The sequence below is a fragment of the Arthrobacter sp. TJ-240 genome (genome assembly GCF_058269195.1).
Window position 1 is genome coordinate 157,535 of record NZ_JBZCNG010000001.1, and the last position, 15,990, is coordinate 173,524.

General features: G+C 69.8%; 10 protein-coding genes. 3 read left to right on the forward strand and 7 right to left on the reverse strand.

The genetic code is table 11. The features are described 5' to 3' along the window. The first annotated feature begins 29 nt into the window (after nt 1-29). Both AC4D2C_RS00725 and AC4D2C_RS00730 read left to right on the forward strand, forming a co-directional pair. Nucleotides 30-665 carry a DedA family protein gene (locus AC4D2C_RS00725; RefSeq protein WP_490911751.1) on the forward strand — a complete coding sequence of 212 codons (636 nt, stop codon included), beginning with the start codon at nt 30-32 and terminating at the stop codon, nt 663-665. After that, nucleotides 628-1,977 carry a TspO/MBR family protein gene (locus tag AC4D2C_RS00730; RefSeq protein WP_490911752.1) on the forward strand — a complete coding sequence of 450 codons (1,350 nt, stop codon included), beginning with the start codon at nt 628-630 and terminating at the stop codon, nt 1,975-1,977. Before AC4D2C_RS00725 ends, AC4D2C_RS00730 begins: the two co-directional genes overlap by 38 nt. Nucleotides 1,978-2,029: 52 nt before the next feature. Here AC4D2C_RS00730 and AC4D2C_RS00735 read toward each other — a convergent pair whose 3' ends face one another. The 4 genes from AC4D2C_RS00735 to AC4D2C_RS00750 form a co-directional block, all read right to left on the reverse strand. Further along, nucleotides 2,030-2,962 carry an NADP-dependent oxidoreductase gene (locus AC4D2C_RS00735; protein WP_490911753.1) on the reverse strand — a complete coding sequence of 311 codons (933 nt, stop codon included), beginning with the start codon at nt 2,960-2,962 and terminating at the stop codon, nt 2,030-2,032. Between the two features lie 128 nt (nt 2,963-3,090). Beyond that, nucleotides 3,091-5,928 carry a phosphoenolpyruvate carboxylase gene (gene ppc / locus AC4D2C_RS00740; protein WP_490912989.1) on the reverse strand — a complete coding sequence of 946 codons (2,838 nt, stop codon included), beginning with the start codon at nt 5,926-5,928 and terminating at the stop codon, nt 3,091-3,093. Nucleotides 5,929-6,090: 162 nt separating this feature from the next. Further along, nucleotides 6,091-7,254 (reverse strand): acyl-CoA dehydrogenase family protein, encoded by a 1,164-nt coding sequence (locus tag AC4D2C_RS00745; protein ID WP_490904612.1) that lies wholly within the window; start codon nt 7,252-7,254, stop codon nt 6,091-6,093. 50 nt (nt 7,255-7,304) lie between these two features. Continuing rightward, the gene (locus tag AC4D2C_RS00750; RefSeq protein ID WP_490911754.1) at nt 7,305-8,090 is read right to left on the reverse strand and encodes an SDR family NAD(P)-dependent oxidoreductase; all 786 of its coding nucleotides are present in this window, start codon (nt 8,088-8,090) and stop codon (nt 7,305-7,307) included. 143 nt (nt 8,091-8,233) lie between these two features. Here AC4D2C_RS00750 and AC4D2C_RS00755 point away from each other — a divergent pair, with 143 nt between their 5' ends. After that, nucleotides 8,234-9,262, forward strand: coding sequence for a glycoside hydrolase family 76 protein (locus AC4D2C_RS00755; RefSeq protein WP_490911755.1), 1,029 nt, complete (start codon nt 8,234-8,236; stop codon nt 9,260-9,262). A gap of 30 nt (nt 9,263-9,292) precedes the next feature. On the opposite strand, the gene AC4D2C_RS00760 is transcribed toward AC4D2C_RS00755, so the two are convergent. The 3 genes from AC4D2C_RS00760 to AC4D2C_RS00770 all read right to left on the reverse strand — a co-directional run bounded on the left by AC4D2C_RS00760 (nt 9,293) and on the right by AC4D2C_RS00770 (nt 15,959). Continuing rightward, a complete protein-coding gene (locus AC4D2C_RS00760; RefSeq protein WP_490911756.1) occupies nt 9,293-10,168 on the reverse strand; it encodes a class C sortase in 876 nt (291 codons plus the stop codon). Between the two features lie 147 nt (nt 10,169-10,315). Continuing rightward, nucleotides 10,316-11,806 carry a SpaH/EbpB family LPXTG-anchored major pilin gene (locus AC4D2C_RS00765; RefSeq protein WP_490911757.1) on the reverse strand — a complete coding sequence of 497 codons (1,491 nt, stop codon included), beginning with the start codon at nt 11,804-11,806 and terminating at the stop codon, nt 10,316-10,318. Between the two features lie 94 nt (nt 11,807-11,900). Beyond that, the gene (locus AC4D2C_RS00770; protein ID WP_490911758.1) at nt 11,901-15,959 is read right to left on the reverse strand and encodes an Ig-like domain-containing protein; all 4,059 of its coding nucleotides are present in this window, start codon (nt 15,957-15,959) and stop codon (nt 11,901-11,903) included. Nucleotides 15,960-15,990: the final 31 nt, after the last annotated feature.

The window sequence follows — 15,990 nt, forward strand, 5'->3', positions numbered from 1 at the left end:
AGGTAGTGACCGGGCGGTAGATTTGCAGGGTGGACCTGCCCGGCACGGACATCCCAGCACCGCTCTACCTCCTCGTCATGTTCGCCGTCATCGTCGTCGACGTCGTGCTTCCCGTCGTGCCCTCGGAACTCCTCGTCATCGGCGCCGGCACCATGTCCGCCCACAGCGGGCTCCTGCTCCCCTTCGCCGTCCTCACCACGTTCGCCGGGAGCTGGCTCGGCGACGTGGCGATCTTCCTGCTGTTCCGGCGCCGGCTCACCCACTTCCTCGACCGCTTCCGGTGGGGCCGCGCGATCCATCGCGGGCTGCGCAACGCCATCGAGAAGGCCGGCACCTCACCCACCTACGCCGCCGTCGTCGCCGTCCGTTTCCTCCCCGGCGGACGTACCGCGAGCGTGGCAGCGGCGGGCATCGCCGAACTGCCCGTCCGCCCGTTCATGCTCGCCGCCGCCGGTGGTGGCGTGCTGTGGACCGCGTGGCTCATCGGGCTCGGCTTCGTCGCGGGCGCATCCACCGGGCTGCCCGCGGGCGTCAGTGCCCTGCTCGGAATGGCGGTCGGTACGCTGGTAGGAGCCATCACGGCGGCAATCCTCGCCGTGAAGAAGCACCGGAAGGCCTCCACAGCGCATGAGCACCCCGAAGACCCCGGGACCCCGGCTTCCTGAGAAGCCGGTCCGGCCGCCGACGATCGCCCGTCGGACGCCCGCGGCCGAGCCGCGCACCGACACGGCGAGCGTCCTCGACCGCCTTCGGGCGGCGCAACCCCGCACCACGGCCGCGCACGAGGACGGACAGTCCGGGACGCCGTCCGATCCCGGTGCGCCGGCCCCGGCACCGCAAGCCGGCTCACCGGACGGACGCGTCACCCCTGCCCGCAGCGCCGCTGCCGAACCTCGGCCCGGAGGCGCCGTCAGCGGACCGCCGACACCCTCCGGCCGCGACGGCTCCAGCCCGGAGGGCGTCGGCGGCGCACGCTCTTCCGACCGACTCCGCATCGCGGCCGAGAAGGCGAGAACCGCCGCGGATGCGACCTACGGTGCCGCCCGTCGCGGCAGCACCGCGGCCGCCAGTGCGGCCCGTCGCGGCAGCACCGCAGCCGCGCGCCACGCCCGCACCTGGGATCAGGACATCGTGCGGCAGATCGTCGTCACCGTCTGCGCTGTGGCGTGCATTCTCGGCTCGGCCGCGGGAGTCGGGGCCTTCGGCGGTCCGTCGATCAGGGACGCCGCGGGCGGGCTGTTCGCTCCGGACGCGACGCTGCTCGCGCCGTCGTCGTCCGCGTTCTCCATCTGGAGCGTCATCTACGCGGGACTCGTGGCGTTCACCGCGTTCCAGTGGCTGCCGTCGCAACGCCGGACGGGACGCCAGCGGCGCCTGGGCTGGATCGTCGCCGCGTCGATGCTGCTGAACCTCGCCTGGATCCTCAGCGCCCAGGCCGACCTGCTGGCCCTGAGCCTCGTGGTGATCATGCTGCTCTTCTTCACCCTCCTCGCGGCCGTTCGGACCATGAACAACCACCCGAACGGGACGCGGCTCGAAGGCGCACTCGTGGATACGCCGATCGGCCTCTACCTCGGGTGGGTGCTCGTGGCAGCGGCGGCCAATGCCGCGGCGGTCCTCACCGCCGGCGGCGTCGACCTCTTCGGCTGGGGAGGCAGTGCGTGGGCCATCTTCGGGATCGTCGCGGTCCTGATGACCGCCGCCGTGATCTGCTCGACCGACCGCGGACGCCTCGCCGTCGCCGCTGCCACGTCCTGGGGGTTGCTGTGGATCGCCGTCGAGCGGGTGCTCGGGCAGCCGTTCGCGGTGAACGTGGCGTTCGTGGCAGTCCTCGCCATCTTCCTGCTGCTCATCACCGCGGGCTCCCGCCGGCACCGGGTGGATCACGCCTACCGGCGCTGGCTGCGCGCCCAGGAGGACGCGCAGCGCGACCCGATCGACCTCACCGGGGACGACTACGAGGAGTCGCGCTACTAGGCGTACTCCGGCCGGAGCGCGAGGAGTCTGCAGAGCGGAGCGGGCTCCCGGATCAGCCCTGCTCACCGACCGTGACGGCGATCTTGCCCCGTACATGACCATCCATGCTGCTGCGGAAGGCGTCCGCGGCGCGCTCCAGCGGGAAGCTCTCCGCGAGGACGGGCTTCACGCTGCCCGCTTCGACGAGTTCGGTCAGCGCCAGGAGATCGGCCGGGTTGGGCCGGACGAAGATATAGCGGCCGCCCTCGTCCTTGACCTCGGCATCCGTGACGGACGCGACCCGCTCAGGGGACTTCAGGTGCTCGAGCGATACAACGCGGTCCTCCCCGCCCACGAAGTCGACGACGGCATCGAGCCCCTCCGGTGCCAGCTCGGCGAGGCGACCGGAGAGACCCTCGCCGTAGGTCACCGGTTCGGCGCCCAGCGAGCGCAGGAACTCGTGGTTCTTCTCGGACGCGGTGGCCAGGACGCGTGCACCCCACGCCTTCGCGATCTGGATGGCGTAGGTGCCCACTCCGCCGGCGCCGTTGTGCACCAGGACGGTGTCACCCGCCCCCACCCCGACGGCCTGCAGCGACTGGTACGCGGTGAGCCCTGCGAGAGGCATGGTCGCAGCCTCGGCCCAGGACACGTTCCTCGGCTTGCGGGCGAGCGCCCGCACGGGGGCGGCCACCTGCTCGGCGAAGGTGCCGAGCCCTACGGTGTCCATGCGGACGTACCCGATGACCTCGTCACCGGCCTGGAACTCCGTGACGGACGGGCCGGGCTGTACGACGACGCCGGCCACGTCCCAGCCCGGGATCACGGGGAAGTACGTGGGCAGTGCTCCGTCGAGGTAGCCCGCGGTGATCTTCCAGTCCACGGGGTTCACCGAGGATGCGCGGACGTCGACGAGCACCGAGTCCGGCCCCACCTTCGGGTCGGGCTGCTCGCCGTACTGCAGCACGTCGGGATCGCCGTACTGCTCGTAAAACACTGCCTTCATGGTGCTCCTCCTCGGGGTGGTCCGGCCGATGCCGCTCGGCTTCCAGAGGCGGCAACAGGCACCGGTCGGCACCTATTCCGAAGGGGCCCCACCGGCGGGACGGCGACCAGGACCCGGGGAGACCGGGATCAGCCCGTGTTGCGCATCCCCGCAGCGACACCGTTGATCGTGATCAGCATGGCCCGCTGGATCTGCTCGTCGGGCCGTCCGCCGTCGGACTCGGCCCGCACGCGGCGCAGCAGTTCGACCTGGAGGTAGGAGATCGGGTCGAGGTACTGGTCGCGGACGGCGAGCGACCGCTTGAGCACGGGCTGGTTGTCGAGCAGTTCGTGTTCGCCGGTGAGCCTCCGGATCTCGGCCAGGGTCAGCGCGTACTCCTCGCGGATCACGCCGAAGAGGTGCTGCAGTTCACCGGGCACCAGGGCCTCGACGTAGTGCGCGGCGATGTCGAGGTCGGTCTTGGCGAGCGTCATCTCGACGTTGGAGACGACGGTGCGGAAGAAGTGCCAGCGCTCGAGCATCTCCGTGAGGAGCTCCCCGTGACCCGCCTCCCGTGCGGCCCGCAACCCGGAGCCGACGCCGAACCAGCCCGGGACGATCTGTCGGGACTGCGTCCATCCGAACACCCACGGGATGGCGCGGAGCCCGCCGAGGCCGCTTCCCGAGTCGGGGCGCTTCGACGGGCGCGAGCCGATGTTGAGGGACCCGAGCTGCTCCACCGGCGTCGAGGCCAGGAAGTAGGCGGGCAGGTCCTCGTGGTCGATCAGGGAGCGGTACCGGGCGAACGCGGCGTCGGACACGGTCTCCATGACCTCGGCCCAGCGGCCGCGGTCGTCGTCGGACGTACGGGGCGTGCGGTGCAGCGCGGAGCCCTGCATGACGGCAGCCAGCGAGAGTTCGAGGTTCTCGCGGGCCAGGGCCGGCAGCGAGTACTTGTCGCTGATGACCTCGCCCTGCTCGGTGAACTTGATCTCGCCCTCGAGGACGCCGTTGGGCTGCGCGAGGATGGCGTCGTACGTGGGTCCGCCACCGCGCCCCACCGATCCGCCGCGGCCGTGGAACAGGCGGAGGCGTACGCCGTGTCTGGCGGCGACGTCGCGCAGGCGGCGCTGGGTCTTGTGGATCTCCCACAGGCTCGTGAGCACGCCGGATTCCTTGTTGGAGTCCGAGTAGCCGAGCATGACCTCCTGCAGGTCCCCGCGCAGACGCACCACCTCGCGGTACGTCGGGTCGGACAGCAGGGTGTCCACGATGTCGGCGGAGACGCGGAGCTCGTCCACCGTCTCGAGGAGCGGCGCGAAGCCGATCTTCGCGAACGCCCCGGAGTCCGGGCCGCCGGAGCCGTCGCCGACGACGTCGACCAGCCCCGCCTCCCGGGCCAGCACCACCGGTGCGAGCACGTCGTCCGCCCCGCGGGTCATGGACACGATGTACGTCTCGATGACGTCGGGGCCGTACGTCTCCAGCGCCGAGCCGATCTCGCGGAAGACGTCGAACGTGCGCCGTGCGCCGTCGTCGAGCGGTGGGGTGACCGAGGCGAGCGGCCGTCGGGACGCCAGTTCGCGGGACAGTGCCCGGAGGCGGTCCTCGCGCGTCAGCTCGAGGTAGGGCACGTCGAGCTCGCCGAGGCGGTCGGTCAGCTGGGCGACGACGTCGTGGTGCATGTCCGCGTGTTCGCGGATGTCGAGCGTGGCGAGGTGCAGGCCGAAGGAGGAGATGACGCGCGACGCCGTCGCGAGCGCGCCGTCCGCTGCGAGCCCCGCCGAGTGCTGCCGCAGGGAGTCGCCGACGAGCCGCAGGTCCGCCAGCACCTGATCGGTGCCGGCGTAGTCGCGACCGGGCTCGTGCGCCGTCTGGTTCTGCACGCGGGCCGCGGTGTTGAGGAGCTTCGCCTTCACGCACGTGAGCTTGAGCCGGTAGGGCTCCTGCGCATTGAGTGCGAGGACCCGCTTGTCGAGCCGCGGCAGGTTCGCGAGGTCGCGTTCGATGGACGCACCCAGCTCCGCGGACGCCGCGACGATCGCAGTCGAGGACGACAGCGACGAGATCAGGCAGTCGATGAAATGGATGGCGATCCGGACGGCCTGCTGGTTCTGGATCTGCAGGATCTCCCGGGTGACGGCCGCCGTGACGTTCGGGTTCCCGTCGCGGTCACCGCCGATCCACGACCCGAACCGCAGCGGCGCGCCCTCGGCCGGCAGGGCGACACCGTGCTCGGCCAGGAGGTCCGACAGGTCCTCGAGCAGTTCGGGCATGGACGTGGTGAGGATGTCGCCGAGGTAGTAGATGGCGTTGCGGGCCTCGTCGATCGGCGTGGGCCGCACCTGGCGCAGCTCGTCGGTCTGCCAGATGAGGTCGATCACCTCGGCCAGCCGCCTGTCCTGGCGGCGTCGCTGCTGCGAGCCCTCCTCCGTCGTGTCCGCGAGGATGTCGGAGAGGCGGCGCAGCTTGTCCAGGACGGAGCGGCGGGAGGCCTCGGTTGGGTGGGCCGTGAACACCGGGCGGACGTCGAGGGCCTGAACCACGTCGGCGAGGGCTTCGGGACCGGCATCGGCCGCGATGCGCGATACGGTCTGCGCCAGCCAGCCGTCCTCCTCCGACCGTGTCCGCAGCCCGCGCACGCGGTGCACCTGCTCGGCGGCGTTGGCGAGGTGGAAGTAGGCGGCGAAGGCCCGGACCAGTTCCGTGGCCCGGTCGATGGGGAGCGCTGCAAGCAACTCCCGCACCTGCTCCGTCAGGGCTGCCCGCTCACCGGCGTCGGCACCGGCGCCCGATTCCTTGGACTGCTTGGTCAGCCGGCGGACACGCTCCACGAGGTCGAGGAGCTCCTGGCCGTGCTGCCGCACGAGCGATTCGCCGAGCAGCGTGCTCACGCGCCGCACGTCGGCGCGGAGGTCGGAGCTGAGATCGCCCGCAGCACCCCCGAAGGGGTCGGCGGCCTGCAGAGGGGACACTTCGAGGGGCACTGTCACAACAGCCTGCTTTCAGGGCACGGAAAACGGGGCGTATGCGGCACTGGATACGACGGATTGCTGTTGGGATCCTACCCAGTAATGTGGCGGCCGCCTCACCTCGTCCGTCATGTGGCCGGGAGACCGCTCCCAGGGGGCCCTTCCCTGAGGGACGCGTCAGGCGAAGGCGGAGAGGCCCGTCAGCGCCCGGCCCACGATGAGGCTGTTGATCTCGTAGGACCCCTCGTAGGTGTAGACGGCCTCGGCGTCCGCGAAGATCTTGGCCATCCCGTACTCCGTGACGATACCGTTCCCGCCGAGGATGCCCCGCCCGAGGGCCACCGTCTCGCGCATGCGCGCCGTGGTGAAGGACTTCGCGAAGGCGGCCTGGGGCATGTCGGACACGCCCTGCTCCTGCAGCTGGGCGACGCGCGCCATCACGGCCAGGCTCGCCGTGGTGTTGCCCATCATGGTGACGAGCTGGTCCTGGATGAGCTGGAATCCGGCGATCGGCCGACCGAACTGGTGGCGCTCGACGGCGTACTGCCGGGCGACGTCGAACGCGGCCAGCTGTTGGCCCACGGCCTGCCAGCCCACGAGGATCCGGGACCCGAGCAGGAGCTGGCGGGTGTCGTCGAAGGACTCGATACCGGCGAAGCGGTCGGCCTCGGCGACACGGACATCCTGCAGGAGGATGTCGGCATTCTGCACCGTCCGCAGCGCCGTCTTGTTCGCAATGGCAGTCCGGGTCACGCCGGGCAGGGTGGCGTCCAGGATGAAGCCGCGCACTCCCCCGGTGTGCGTGTCCCGCGCCCAGAGGAGCATGTAGTCGCAGAAGGTCCCGTTGCCGATCCACCGCTTCGCACCGTTGATGACCCAGGTGTCGCCGTCGCGTGTGGCTGTGGTCGTCATGCCGCCGGCGACGTCGGACCCGTGCAGCGGCTCCGTGAGCGCGAAGGCCCCGGTGATCCTCAGATCCATGGCGTCCTGCAGGAGCCGTGCCTTCTGGTCGTCGCTGCCGAAGGTGTGGAGGGCCTCGACGAACAGGTCGTGGTGGACCATGAAGAACGTCGCGATCGAGGTGTCGGCCCGGGTCAGCTCGGCGATCACCATGCCGCTGAACAGGTGGCTGTAGCCCTGCTGCACGGGTGTGCTGAGGTTCAGGCCGGCGAGCTTCGGGAGCAGCTCGTGGGGGAACTCGGCACGGTTCCACCATTCGACGGCGCGCGGCGAGACCTCCTTGGCGAGGAAGTCCCGGACGTCCCGCAGCTTCTCCCGCTCGTGTCTGGTGAGGAGGGATTCGAAGCCGAGGAAATCGGCGGTGGGCAGCTGGCTCTCCATCGAGCCGTCCTTTCGATTGAGACCGGGGCGTCGAGACCGGAGCGTGTGTTCTACTTCGGCGCCATGCGGATGGCGCCGTCGAGGCGGATCGTCTCGCCGTTGAGCATCTGGTTCTCGACGATGTGGGCGGCGAGGGCCGCGTATTCGGCAGGCTTGCCGAGGCGTGAGGGGTGGGGTACCTGGGCGCCGAGGGAGTCCTGGGCCTCCTGCGGCAGGCCGGCCATCATGGGCGTCTCGAAAATGCCCGGGGCGATCGTGACCACGCGGATCAGGGACCGCGCGAGCTCGCGGGCGATCGGCAGCGTCATCGCGGCGACGCCGCCCTTCGACGCCGAGTACGCGGGCTGGCCGATCTGCCCGTCGAAGGCCGCCACGGATGCGGTGTTGATGATGACGCCGCGCTCGTCGGACCCGCCGGGCCCGGTCACCGTAGGGGTGGCCGCCATGGCCTCCGCTGCGAGCCTGATGACGTTGAACGTGCCGACGAGGTTGACGGTGACGACGCGGGCGAACTGGTCCAGCGGGAGGACGCCGTCGCGCCCGAGGACCTTGCCCGGCGTGGCGATGCCGGCGCAGTTGACGACGATGCGCAGCGGACCGAGCTCGACCGCGGCGGCGACCGCGGCCTGCACCTGCGCCGGGTCGGCGACGTCGGCGGCGACGAACCGCGCGCGGGCACCGGAGGGGTCGAGGCCTGCTGCGGCGTCCGCGCCGGCTGACTGCGGCAGGTCGACGAGCACCACCGAGGCGCCGTCGTCGGACAGTCTGCGGGCCGTGGCGAGACCGAGTCCCGAAGCGCCTCCGGTGACGAGCGCCACCGCTCCCCTGATGTCCATGCTGTTCCTTCCGCGGCGGGAGGACCGCCGTTGGCCACTCCTGCGCCCAGACTACTGTGACGTGGCCCACTGCGCACCCGGCGGGCCTCCGATTGCGCATCCTGCCCAATCCCGGGGGAGGCGGGCGTGGCTAGGGTAGTCACATGCCCACCCCCGACGACGCCGCCTCCCGCGCCGCGAGCAGTATCCGGCGCCTCTACGCGCGCCGGAGCCTGCGCGTGCCCGGGACGAGGCTCGGCGCCATCGCCTTCCCGCCGCCGACCGACCCCAGGAGCCACTGGCACTACTGGTGGCAGGCGCACTACCTCGACTGCCTCCTGGACGAGCACCTGCGCGATCCCGCCGGAGGCGCACTGGCCGACGCACAGAAGCTCGCCCGCGGGATCTGGCTGCGGAACGGCGGCCGGTGGCGCAACGCCTACTACGACGACATGGCCTGGCTGGCGCTGTCCCTGCAGCGCCTCGACGCGGTGGAGGGACGACGGCGGCCGCGGCGCCGCGTGCGGATCCTCGGACGCGCCCTGGCGTCGGCGCACACCCAGGACCTGGGCGGTGGCGTCTACTGGAACACCACCCGCGATTACAAGAACACCCCCAGCACCGCTCCCGCCGCACTCTTCTTCGCCCGCGCCGGGGACACCCACCGGGCCCAGGGGCTGCTGGACTGGCTCCGGGCGCGCCTGTACGACCCGACGACGGGGCTGTACCTCGACGGCGTGAAGGCGGACGGCAGCCCCGAGGGGACAGTGGAACGCACCGTCCACACCTACAACCAGGGCACCGTGCTGGGTGCCCTGGTCGCGACGGGCGGCGGGACGAACCTCGGGCACGCGGCGGACCTCATCGAGGCGGTGTCCCGGAACCTCGCCGACGACGACGGCGTACTGCCGCTCTCCGCGGGCGGCGACGCCGGGCTGTTCACCGGGATCCTCGCGCGCTACCTGGCGCTCGGCGTCTCGACCCCGGGTATCGCCCCGGAGGCCGCATCGACGGCCCGGGCCCTTTTGGGCGCCACCGCGGAGCGGCTCTGGGCGGCCCGCTCGGAGGTGGGTCCGACCGCGCTCGTCTTCCCGCCGCGCCAGGACGGACCCGTCAGCCTCTCCTCGCAGCTCCAGGCGTGGATGGTCCTGGAGGCGGACAGGGCGTGCCGGCACCGGGTCCTCCGGTACTGACACGCCCTCCGGCGTCCGCGGATCAGTCGGCTATACGGACGCCGGACGCTCCTGCGCCATCTGCAGCCGGACGGCCCGCGGTGGTCGTCCTGAGACCCACACGTAGGTACCGGCGCCCAGGATCACTCCGCCGGCGGTGACCATCCACCACGGGAAGCCGGGCACGTCGGGGGCGTCCCCCGCTGCGTCGATGTCGGCCTGGGGGGTGGGGATCACGCGCTCCCCCGTCACCAGGATGCGGTGACTGTTGATTCCGAGCGGAGTGCAGGTGACGAGGGTCATCAGGTCTTTCCCTGGCTGGATCAGGAGGCTCTCGGTGTCCTGCGGCTCGACCACGAGGGTCTCGATGACGCGGTAGGAGAGCGTCTCGCCGAAGACCTCGATGGTGAAAGTGTCGTCGACACCGGCCTTGTCGAGGTTGCTGAAGAGCTCGGCGGTCGCAAGGCCCCTGTGTCCGGTGATCACGGAGTGGGTCGACGGCCCGCCCACGGGGAGCGCGGTGCCCTCGAGGTGTCCGATGCCGCGCTCCAGGACCGCATTGCTCGTGCCGTGGTAGATCGGGAGATCGAGTTCGATCGAGGGAATCCTGATGCGCGCCATCAGGCCCTCCGAATCACCGCGAAGCATGGCGGAATACGCGCGTTCGTTATCGGGACGGGGTTCGTCCGCGAGTGGGAGCCGTTCGTTCGCTGCGACGGCTGCTCCACTCCCGCTCAGGCCCTGGTTGTACTCACGTGCCTCGGCGAGTCTCTCGTGCAGGGTCTCGGCGCCGAGGTCGTTGATCCCCTGGGTGAGTTTGTCGATCTCGCGCGACTGCTCCACCGCGCTGAACCACCCGGCCGCAGCCGGGTAGAGGAGGAGCGCCGCTCCAGCGACGATCGCCAGCGCGACCAGCAGTGGCAGCACGGGGAGCCGCCATCGGAGGTGTCGGTTCCGCTCGCGCCCGGTCGGAACCGAGTGCGGACCGGTGACGGCTGGTCGGACCGATTCGCCCGGGACGAGCGAAGGCGGGACGCCTTTCCGACGCCCCACCTTCGCATTCACGGTGCTACGTTACGCGTTTGCGAGTGCCAGAGTGGCACGACGGCGCGCAGCGATGACTCCGGTACCGAGGGCGATCGCGATGAGGCCAATACCGCCGACGGTGAACCACAGGGCACCGTCACCACCCGTGAGGGGGAGTGCGAAGGCCGGAACCTGGTCGTGTTCGAATTCGACGTAGTTCTGGACAGGTGCGGTGGTCGAGCTGGGGCCGGCGACGACCTGCGTCTGGACCTGGTTCGGCGCGGGGATCTGGAATCCACCCGGAGGCGTGATCTCGCGCACGTAGTAGTTGCCCGGCGTGATGATCGGGATCGCGACGAAACCGTTCGCCCCGGTCGTCCAGTTCTGGATGCCGTCGATGAACACGGCATTCTGACCCAGGTTGGCGTCGTTCTGGTTGAGGAACACCTGGTACACGGCACCCGCGAGGGGTGTCCGCACCCCGTTCTCACCCTGGAAGGCGAACACTGTGAGCTGGCCGATCGGGGTGCTGCCGGTGACCGTCTCCGTGGCGCCGTTCACGACGCTCGAGGCCGTGTTCGTGATGATGCCGTTGGAGGGGATCGCCTCCGCGCGGCTCAGGACGGTGAGCGTGACATCCCCTCCGGGCAAGGCCCGGAGTCTGGTGAGGCCTGCCGGGGTGAAGGTGGCGGTGAGGCTGCGTGCCACGTCGTCGTACTCGAGGGTGTAATCCGTTCCGGCGGCGAAGTTCTGGGTGACGCCGGCTGCGTTGGCGACCCGGACGCTGGTCGGGGCGACTCCTGTCGGGCCGGTGGCGAGGTACTCGAGCTGCTCCGGCAGTGTGTCGGTGAGGATGAACGTATCGAGGGCGTCACCAGCGGCGAGGGTCGGTATGTCGGAGTTGATCGCCCAGCGGATGAGGTCCGGGTTCCGGGCCTCGACCGAGTTGGCGGGCGCCGGGACCCGCGTCTTCGTGAGGTCGGTGACGGCGTTCTTCGGGTAGGCGTGGACGTCGTAGATCCACTGGTTCGACGGCGCGCCACCAGGGCCGGTCGGGAAGGGCAGTGTGACGAGGAACGGTGCAGCCGGGTTGGTGGCTCCTGCGGGCAGGACGGTCTCGGTCACGAGGTAGAGCCCGAGGGGAAGGGTGTCGAAGACCGCGACGCCGTTGGTGCCAGTGGTCGCGGTGTAGGTGTTGTCGACGGTCACGCGGGAGGCTGCTGTGGCCGGGGTGAGCGCGGACACCTGTGTCCAGCCATCCGGCGTGGTGAGGTCGACACCCTGCACGAGCGCTGCGGTGAAGGTCGCGCCGGCAAGCGGAGTACCGGGAACCGTGACTTCCTGGCCGGTACCGATGTTCTGGCCGTTCTCCGGGCCGAGTGCGAACTTGTGGATGGTGAGACTGCGGGCCTCGGTCGGGTCGATGTTGCCCGGTTCGGTGACGGCCGCCGCCGGTGAGACGGCGACGAATGCTGCCGCCGTACTCAGCGCCAGCACGCCGAGCGCGGCAGAAAGCCGCCGGAGGATGGGAATGGACACGTGTTATCTCCTATGAGTGAGGTGGGTGCAAGGGTGAGACCAAGGAAGAAGGATCAAGAGCAGGAACAGCGGGCACGAAGGGTGGGTGTGCGCATCAGCGGAAGGCGCCCCGCATTCGTCGACGGCTGTTCCACAACATGAGGGCGAGGGCCGCGACGAGCAGCACTCCTCCACCGATGTAGAACGCGTCGGCGCTGGTACCGCCGGTGAGCGGCAGTGTGGTCGGCTCCACCGGGGCGTTGACGAAGCGGTAGACCGCCGTCTGGCCCGCTGGCGGAGCGGCGATAGTTCGTGAGGCCACCGGGACCCACGTCGAGCCGGACAGCCGCTCGAGGCGTAGTTCCTGGTAGGCGAGCTTGCGGGCGGGATCCGTGGCCGCTTCCGAGAGGGTGTAGCCATGACCCGGGCGCACGTCGAAGGTGCTCGCGGAATTCCCCGACGCGACGTATTCGGCACCGGGTCGCGTCTCCGTCGGGAGGGTGCCTCCTGCCAGAGCGGCCGGGGTCGCGGTGACCGTCCAGTCCGCGGCCTGGAAACCCGCCCGTGGGTCGATCACCTGCTTGAGCACGGTGAGGGACGCTGTCGCGTTCCTCACCGTGCAGGTGATCGTGGCGCCCGTCGTGGGGGTGACATCTCCCGCGGCGCTGACGGCGACGGTCACGCCCGTCGCCGTCCGGCACTGCCAAGCGTCGGTCTGTACGTAGGCCAGGGGACCGCCGGCTTCGGCCAGACGGTAGGCGACCCCGGGCGTGACCGGGACGCCGGTTGCCGCTGCCGAGCCAGAGCGTCCCGAGGGCCCGGGCAGTGCCCCCGCGGGTCCGACGGCGCTCAGGGTCCAGTCGGTCGGCAGCGCGGACCCGAAGGCCACCTCCTTCACGAGCGTGAGGGATGACGTGGGCCGATTCACGAACGTGCACTCGATCGCCGAAGAGGGGGCGACGTCCGTGAGGTTGGCGCTGATGGTCGACCCGGTCTGAGTGATGGTGACCGTGCGGGCTGTGCCGTTCGACGTGATCCGGCACGAGCCGCTGACGAAGGCGAAGCCCGCCTGCTGGACCTCGGAGACGACGACCGTTGCCCGTGACGTCGTCGAGCCGAACAGCACCGTCCAGCTCGCCTTGCCGTCGGCATTCGTCTGCTGTGTCGGTGCCGGCTGTGTCAGCGCCTGGCTGGGCAGGGCCGTCGCGGTTCCCGCTGTCGCCGCCGCCGTCGTGCCCACGGCCCATCCGACACCGGCGCGGGTGAGGCCCGAGAACTCCTGGATGGTCTTCGTGATCTGAACACTCGAGACCGGGGCAGGAGAGTTGAAGTACGTGCAGTTCACACTCGCGCTGAGCCTGTTCGGTATGGTGACGGTGCCGGTCGGGGTGGTGCCCGTGCTCAGCCGCACACCGTCTGCCCAGCACTCGTAGATTGTGGTGTACGCAGTGATGGGGGTGGAGGAATTGGCGGTCATGGCCTCGGAGATCGTCACCGAGGTACCGATCGGGACAGGGTGGGGTCCGATCTGCGCGGTCTGCCGCCCATTGGTCGTACCGCTCGTCGTTGCAGTGGCGAACGCCGTCGACGGAGATCCCGCCGATGCCGTCAGCGTGAACTGGTCGCTCGTGCTCTGGCGCCCCACCACATTCTTCTGCACGGTGATCGTCGCCGGCGACGAGCAGCTCGCGAGGTCCAGGGAGTCGATGGTGATGCGCGGCGTGCCGCTCACGCGACGCCACGTGGTGGCGTCGAACTCGTAAGCGCTGCCCGCATTGGCCAGGTAGACGGTACCGCGCGGTGAGAACGCGACGCCTTTGAAATCGGTGAAGGCGGCGTCCGTCCCGGTCAACGTCCTGACCGTCGAGGCGTTCACCACGAGCGGGCCGGCGGCGAGTGTCTCGGCGGTGACCGTGTAGATCGTCGCACTGCTCGCGGAGTTGACCGTCGACGCACCGACCACGTACAGGTTGCCGGCGGCGTCGAACGCCATGTCACCGTTGCCGTTCGGCGTCGTGCCGGTGCTGAATGCGCCCACATAGGCGAAGCCGGGCGTGCCGGGGGTATCGGTGAAGCTCCAGATATGGAACTGCGCGTTGGCGAACATACCGAAGAGGTAGCGGCCGCTCTTCGGGTCGACCGCGCCGGCAACGATGGTGCCGGCGACCTGGGCCCCACCGGCCACGGTCAGGTACGAGGTATTCGGCAGCGTCACGAAACCCCCGCCCGGGGTCCACTTGAGAATCGCATCCACGTCGCTACCATCGGGCGACTGGTCGATCGCGTAGGCGACGTTGCCGCCCGAGCCGATACCGAGGGCGTTGGCCCCTGCAACGCCCGTCCATGAGCCGACCGGAGCAACACTTCCTGACACGATGTCGCCCTGCTCCAGCGCACCGGCCGTTGTTATGGAGTAGAAGTGGTTCGTGTCACAGAAGAGCCGTGCAGTCTGCGGGGTGTTCGTGAAGGTGCAGACGACGTCGGCCCCCGCCTCGTTGGGAATGGTGATCGTGCCTGCTGCCCCTGCCCCGGACGCGATCACGGTTCCGGCGCGGGTGCACTCGTAGGCATTGGCGTAACCGAGCCCGGCGCCGGTGCTCTGTGTCTCGGAGATCGTGTACGTCGAACCGGGCTGCACGAGTGCGCGGCTGATCTGCGTCGTCTGGAGGCCGGTGGCGGTGCCGGAGGTCGTGGCCGTCGCGAGCACGGTCGTTCCCGTTCGCAGCGACAGGGTGAACTGGTCGTTCGCCGCCGTTCGCGTCGGCAGGTTCTTGCGCACTGTGATCGTCGCCCCGAGGGTGACCGTGGGCGTGATGGTGGAGGTCGCGGTGACCCCGGCCTGGTTGGCGACGCGGTAGGTCACTGCGGTGGCCGTGCCGGAGAAGGTGGTCACGGGTGTGAACGTGACGTCTCCGGCGGCGCTGACGGTATAGGTGCCCTCGCCCGTGACGGTGACGCTGGTACCGAACTGGCCGGTCGCGCGATCGAGGAGGCGGACGGAGGTCTTGTTGATGGGCGAGTCGACGCCGTTGTCATTGGCCGTGGGGTCGAACGTGACCGGCACGCCCTGACTGGTAGTCGGGGCGTCGGGAACAAGGCCGGGCGGATCGGCGGTGACGGTGATGGTGAGGGTGGACGTCGCAGTGGAGTTGTCGGAGTCCGAGACCCGGTAGTTGACGGGCGTCGCGGTGCCGACGAAAGTCGCCAGGGGGGTGAAGATGACCTGGCCGGTGGCGTTGACCGTGTAGGTGCCCTCATTCGGGATGGTCAGCGTCTTCACGTTGGCGGCGGGAGTCGCGCCGGTTGCGAAGAGGGTCACCGTACCGGGCGCGAGCGGCTTGCCGGCGACGGGGACGTCGTTGGCGAGGACGGACGTGGTGACCGCGACGTTGCGCTTGGTGGTGCTGGTGTCGGGAGCGGCGACGGGGACGGGCTGATCGTCCAGCGTGACGAAGGCGTTGTACTGGTCGATGTTGGTGGCTGCGAGCGCGTTGGTACCGCCGTACACCTTGAAACCCATGGTGAAGGTGATCTGAGTGAGGTTGGTCCCGTTGATGGTCATGCTGCCGCAGCCCGCGGGGACGGTGGCATTGCAGGTGGCGCCGGGCTGGTTCACGTTGGTACGGAACTGGTTGCCGTTGACGACCTCGAGGCTGGTGGAACCTGGAGCGGGTGCGCCGAGCGTGGCGCCCGCCGGTACGGAGGACAGCGTGCCGTATGCGGAATAGGTACTGATCGGGACACCCGCATTGTTGATGTTGCCACCGAGCCCTGCCACGTGGAACACGGGATTGGTCACGGGTTTGCTGAAGCTCACGGTGATGGTGCCGGAGCCGGGGCAGTAGACGTTCGTATTGCCACGCGGCGTACAGTTCACGGGCGCGGTGTCGACCTGCGTGACGACCGTGCCGCTGGGAAGAAGCGGGGTGAAGGTTCCCGCTGACGTACCGCGGACTGGAAGAGTGGAGGTCGCACCGCCGCTCACCCCCTGCGCGGTGGCTCCGCTGAGGCCCCATGTGCCCGTGATGTTCTCCGCGTTCGGCTGCGTGAACGTCTGCACGTACCCGGTGCCATTGACCGACACATTCGCGATCCGCGCCGCATGTGCACTCGGCGCGGTGGCGACGGACAGCGCGATGACCGAACCCGCACCGAGCACGACCGCCAGCCACATCGCGATGATGCGCTGCAGAAGAGGCCGAGAG

What these genes read in the sequence shown, in the direction of transcription:
- AC4D2C_RS00750 (WP_490911754.1), bottom strand. Translation starts at nt 8,090, where the DNA reads ATGGACATCAGGGGAGCGGTGGCGCTCGTCACCGGAGGCGCTTCGGGA.
- AC4D2C_RS00735 (WP_490911753.1), bottom strand. Translation starts at nt 2,962, where the DNA reads ATGAAGGCAGTGTTTTACGAGCAGTACGGCGATCCCGACGTGCTGCAG.
- AC4D2C_RS00745 (WP_490904612.1), bottom strand. Translation starts at nt 7,254, where the DNA reads ATGGAGAGCCAGCTGCCCACCGCCGATTTCCTCGGCTTCGAATCCCTC.
- AC4D2C_RS00730 (WP_490911752.1), top strand. Translation starts at nt 628, where the DNA reads ATGAGCACCCCGAAGACCCCGGGACCCCGGCTTCCTGAGAAGCCGGTC.
- AC4D2C_RS00770 (WP_490911758.1), bottom strand. Translation starts at nt 15,959, where the DNA reads ATGTGGCTGGCGGTCGTGCTCGGTGCGGGTTCGGTCATCGCGCTGTCC.
- AC4D2C_RS00755 (WP_490911755.1), top strand. Translation starts at nt 8,234, where the DNA reads ATGCCCACCCCCGACGACGCCGCCTCCCGCGCCGCGAGCAGTATCCGG.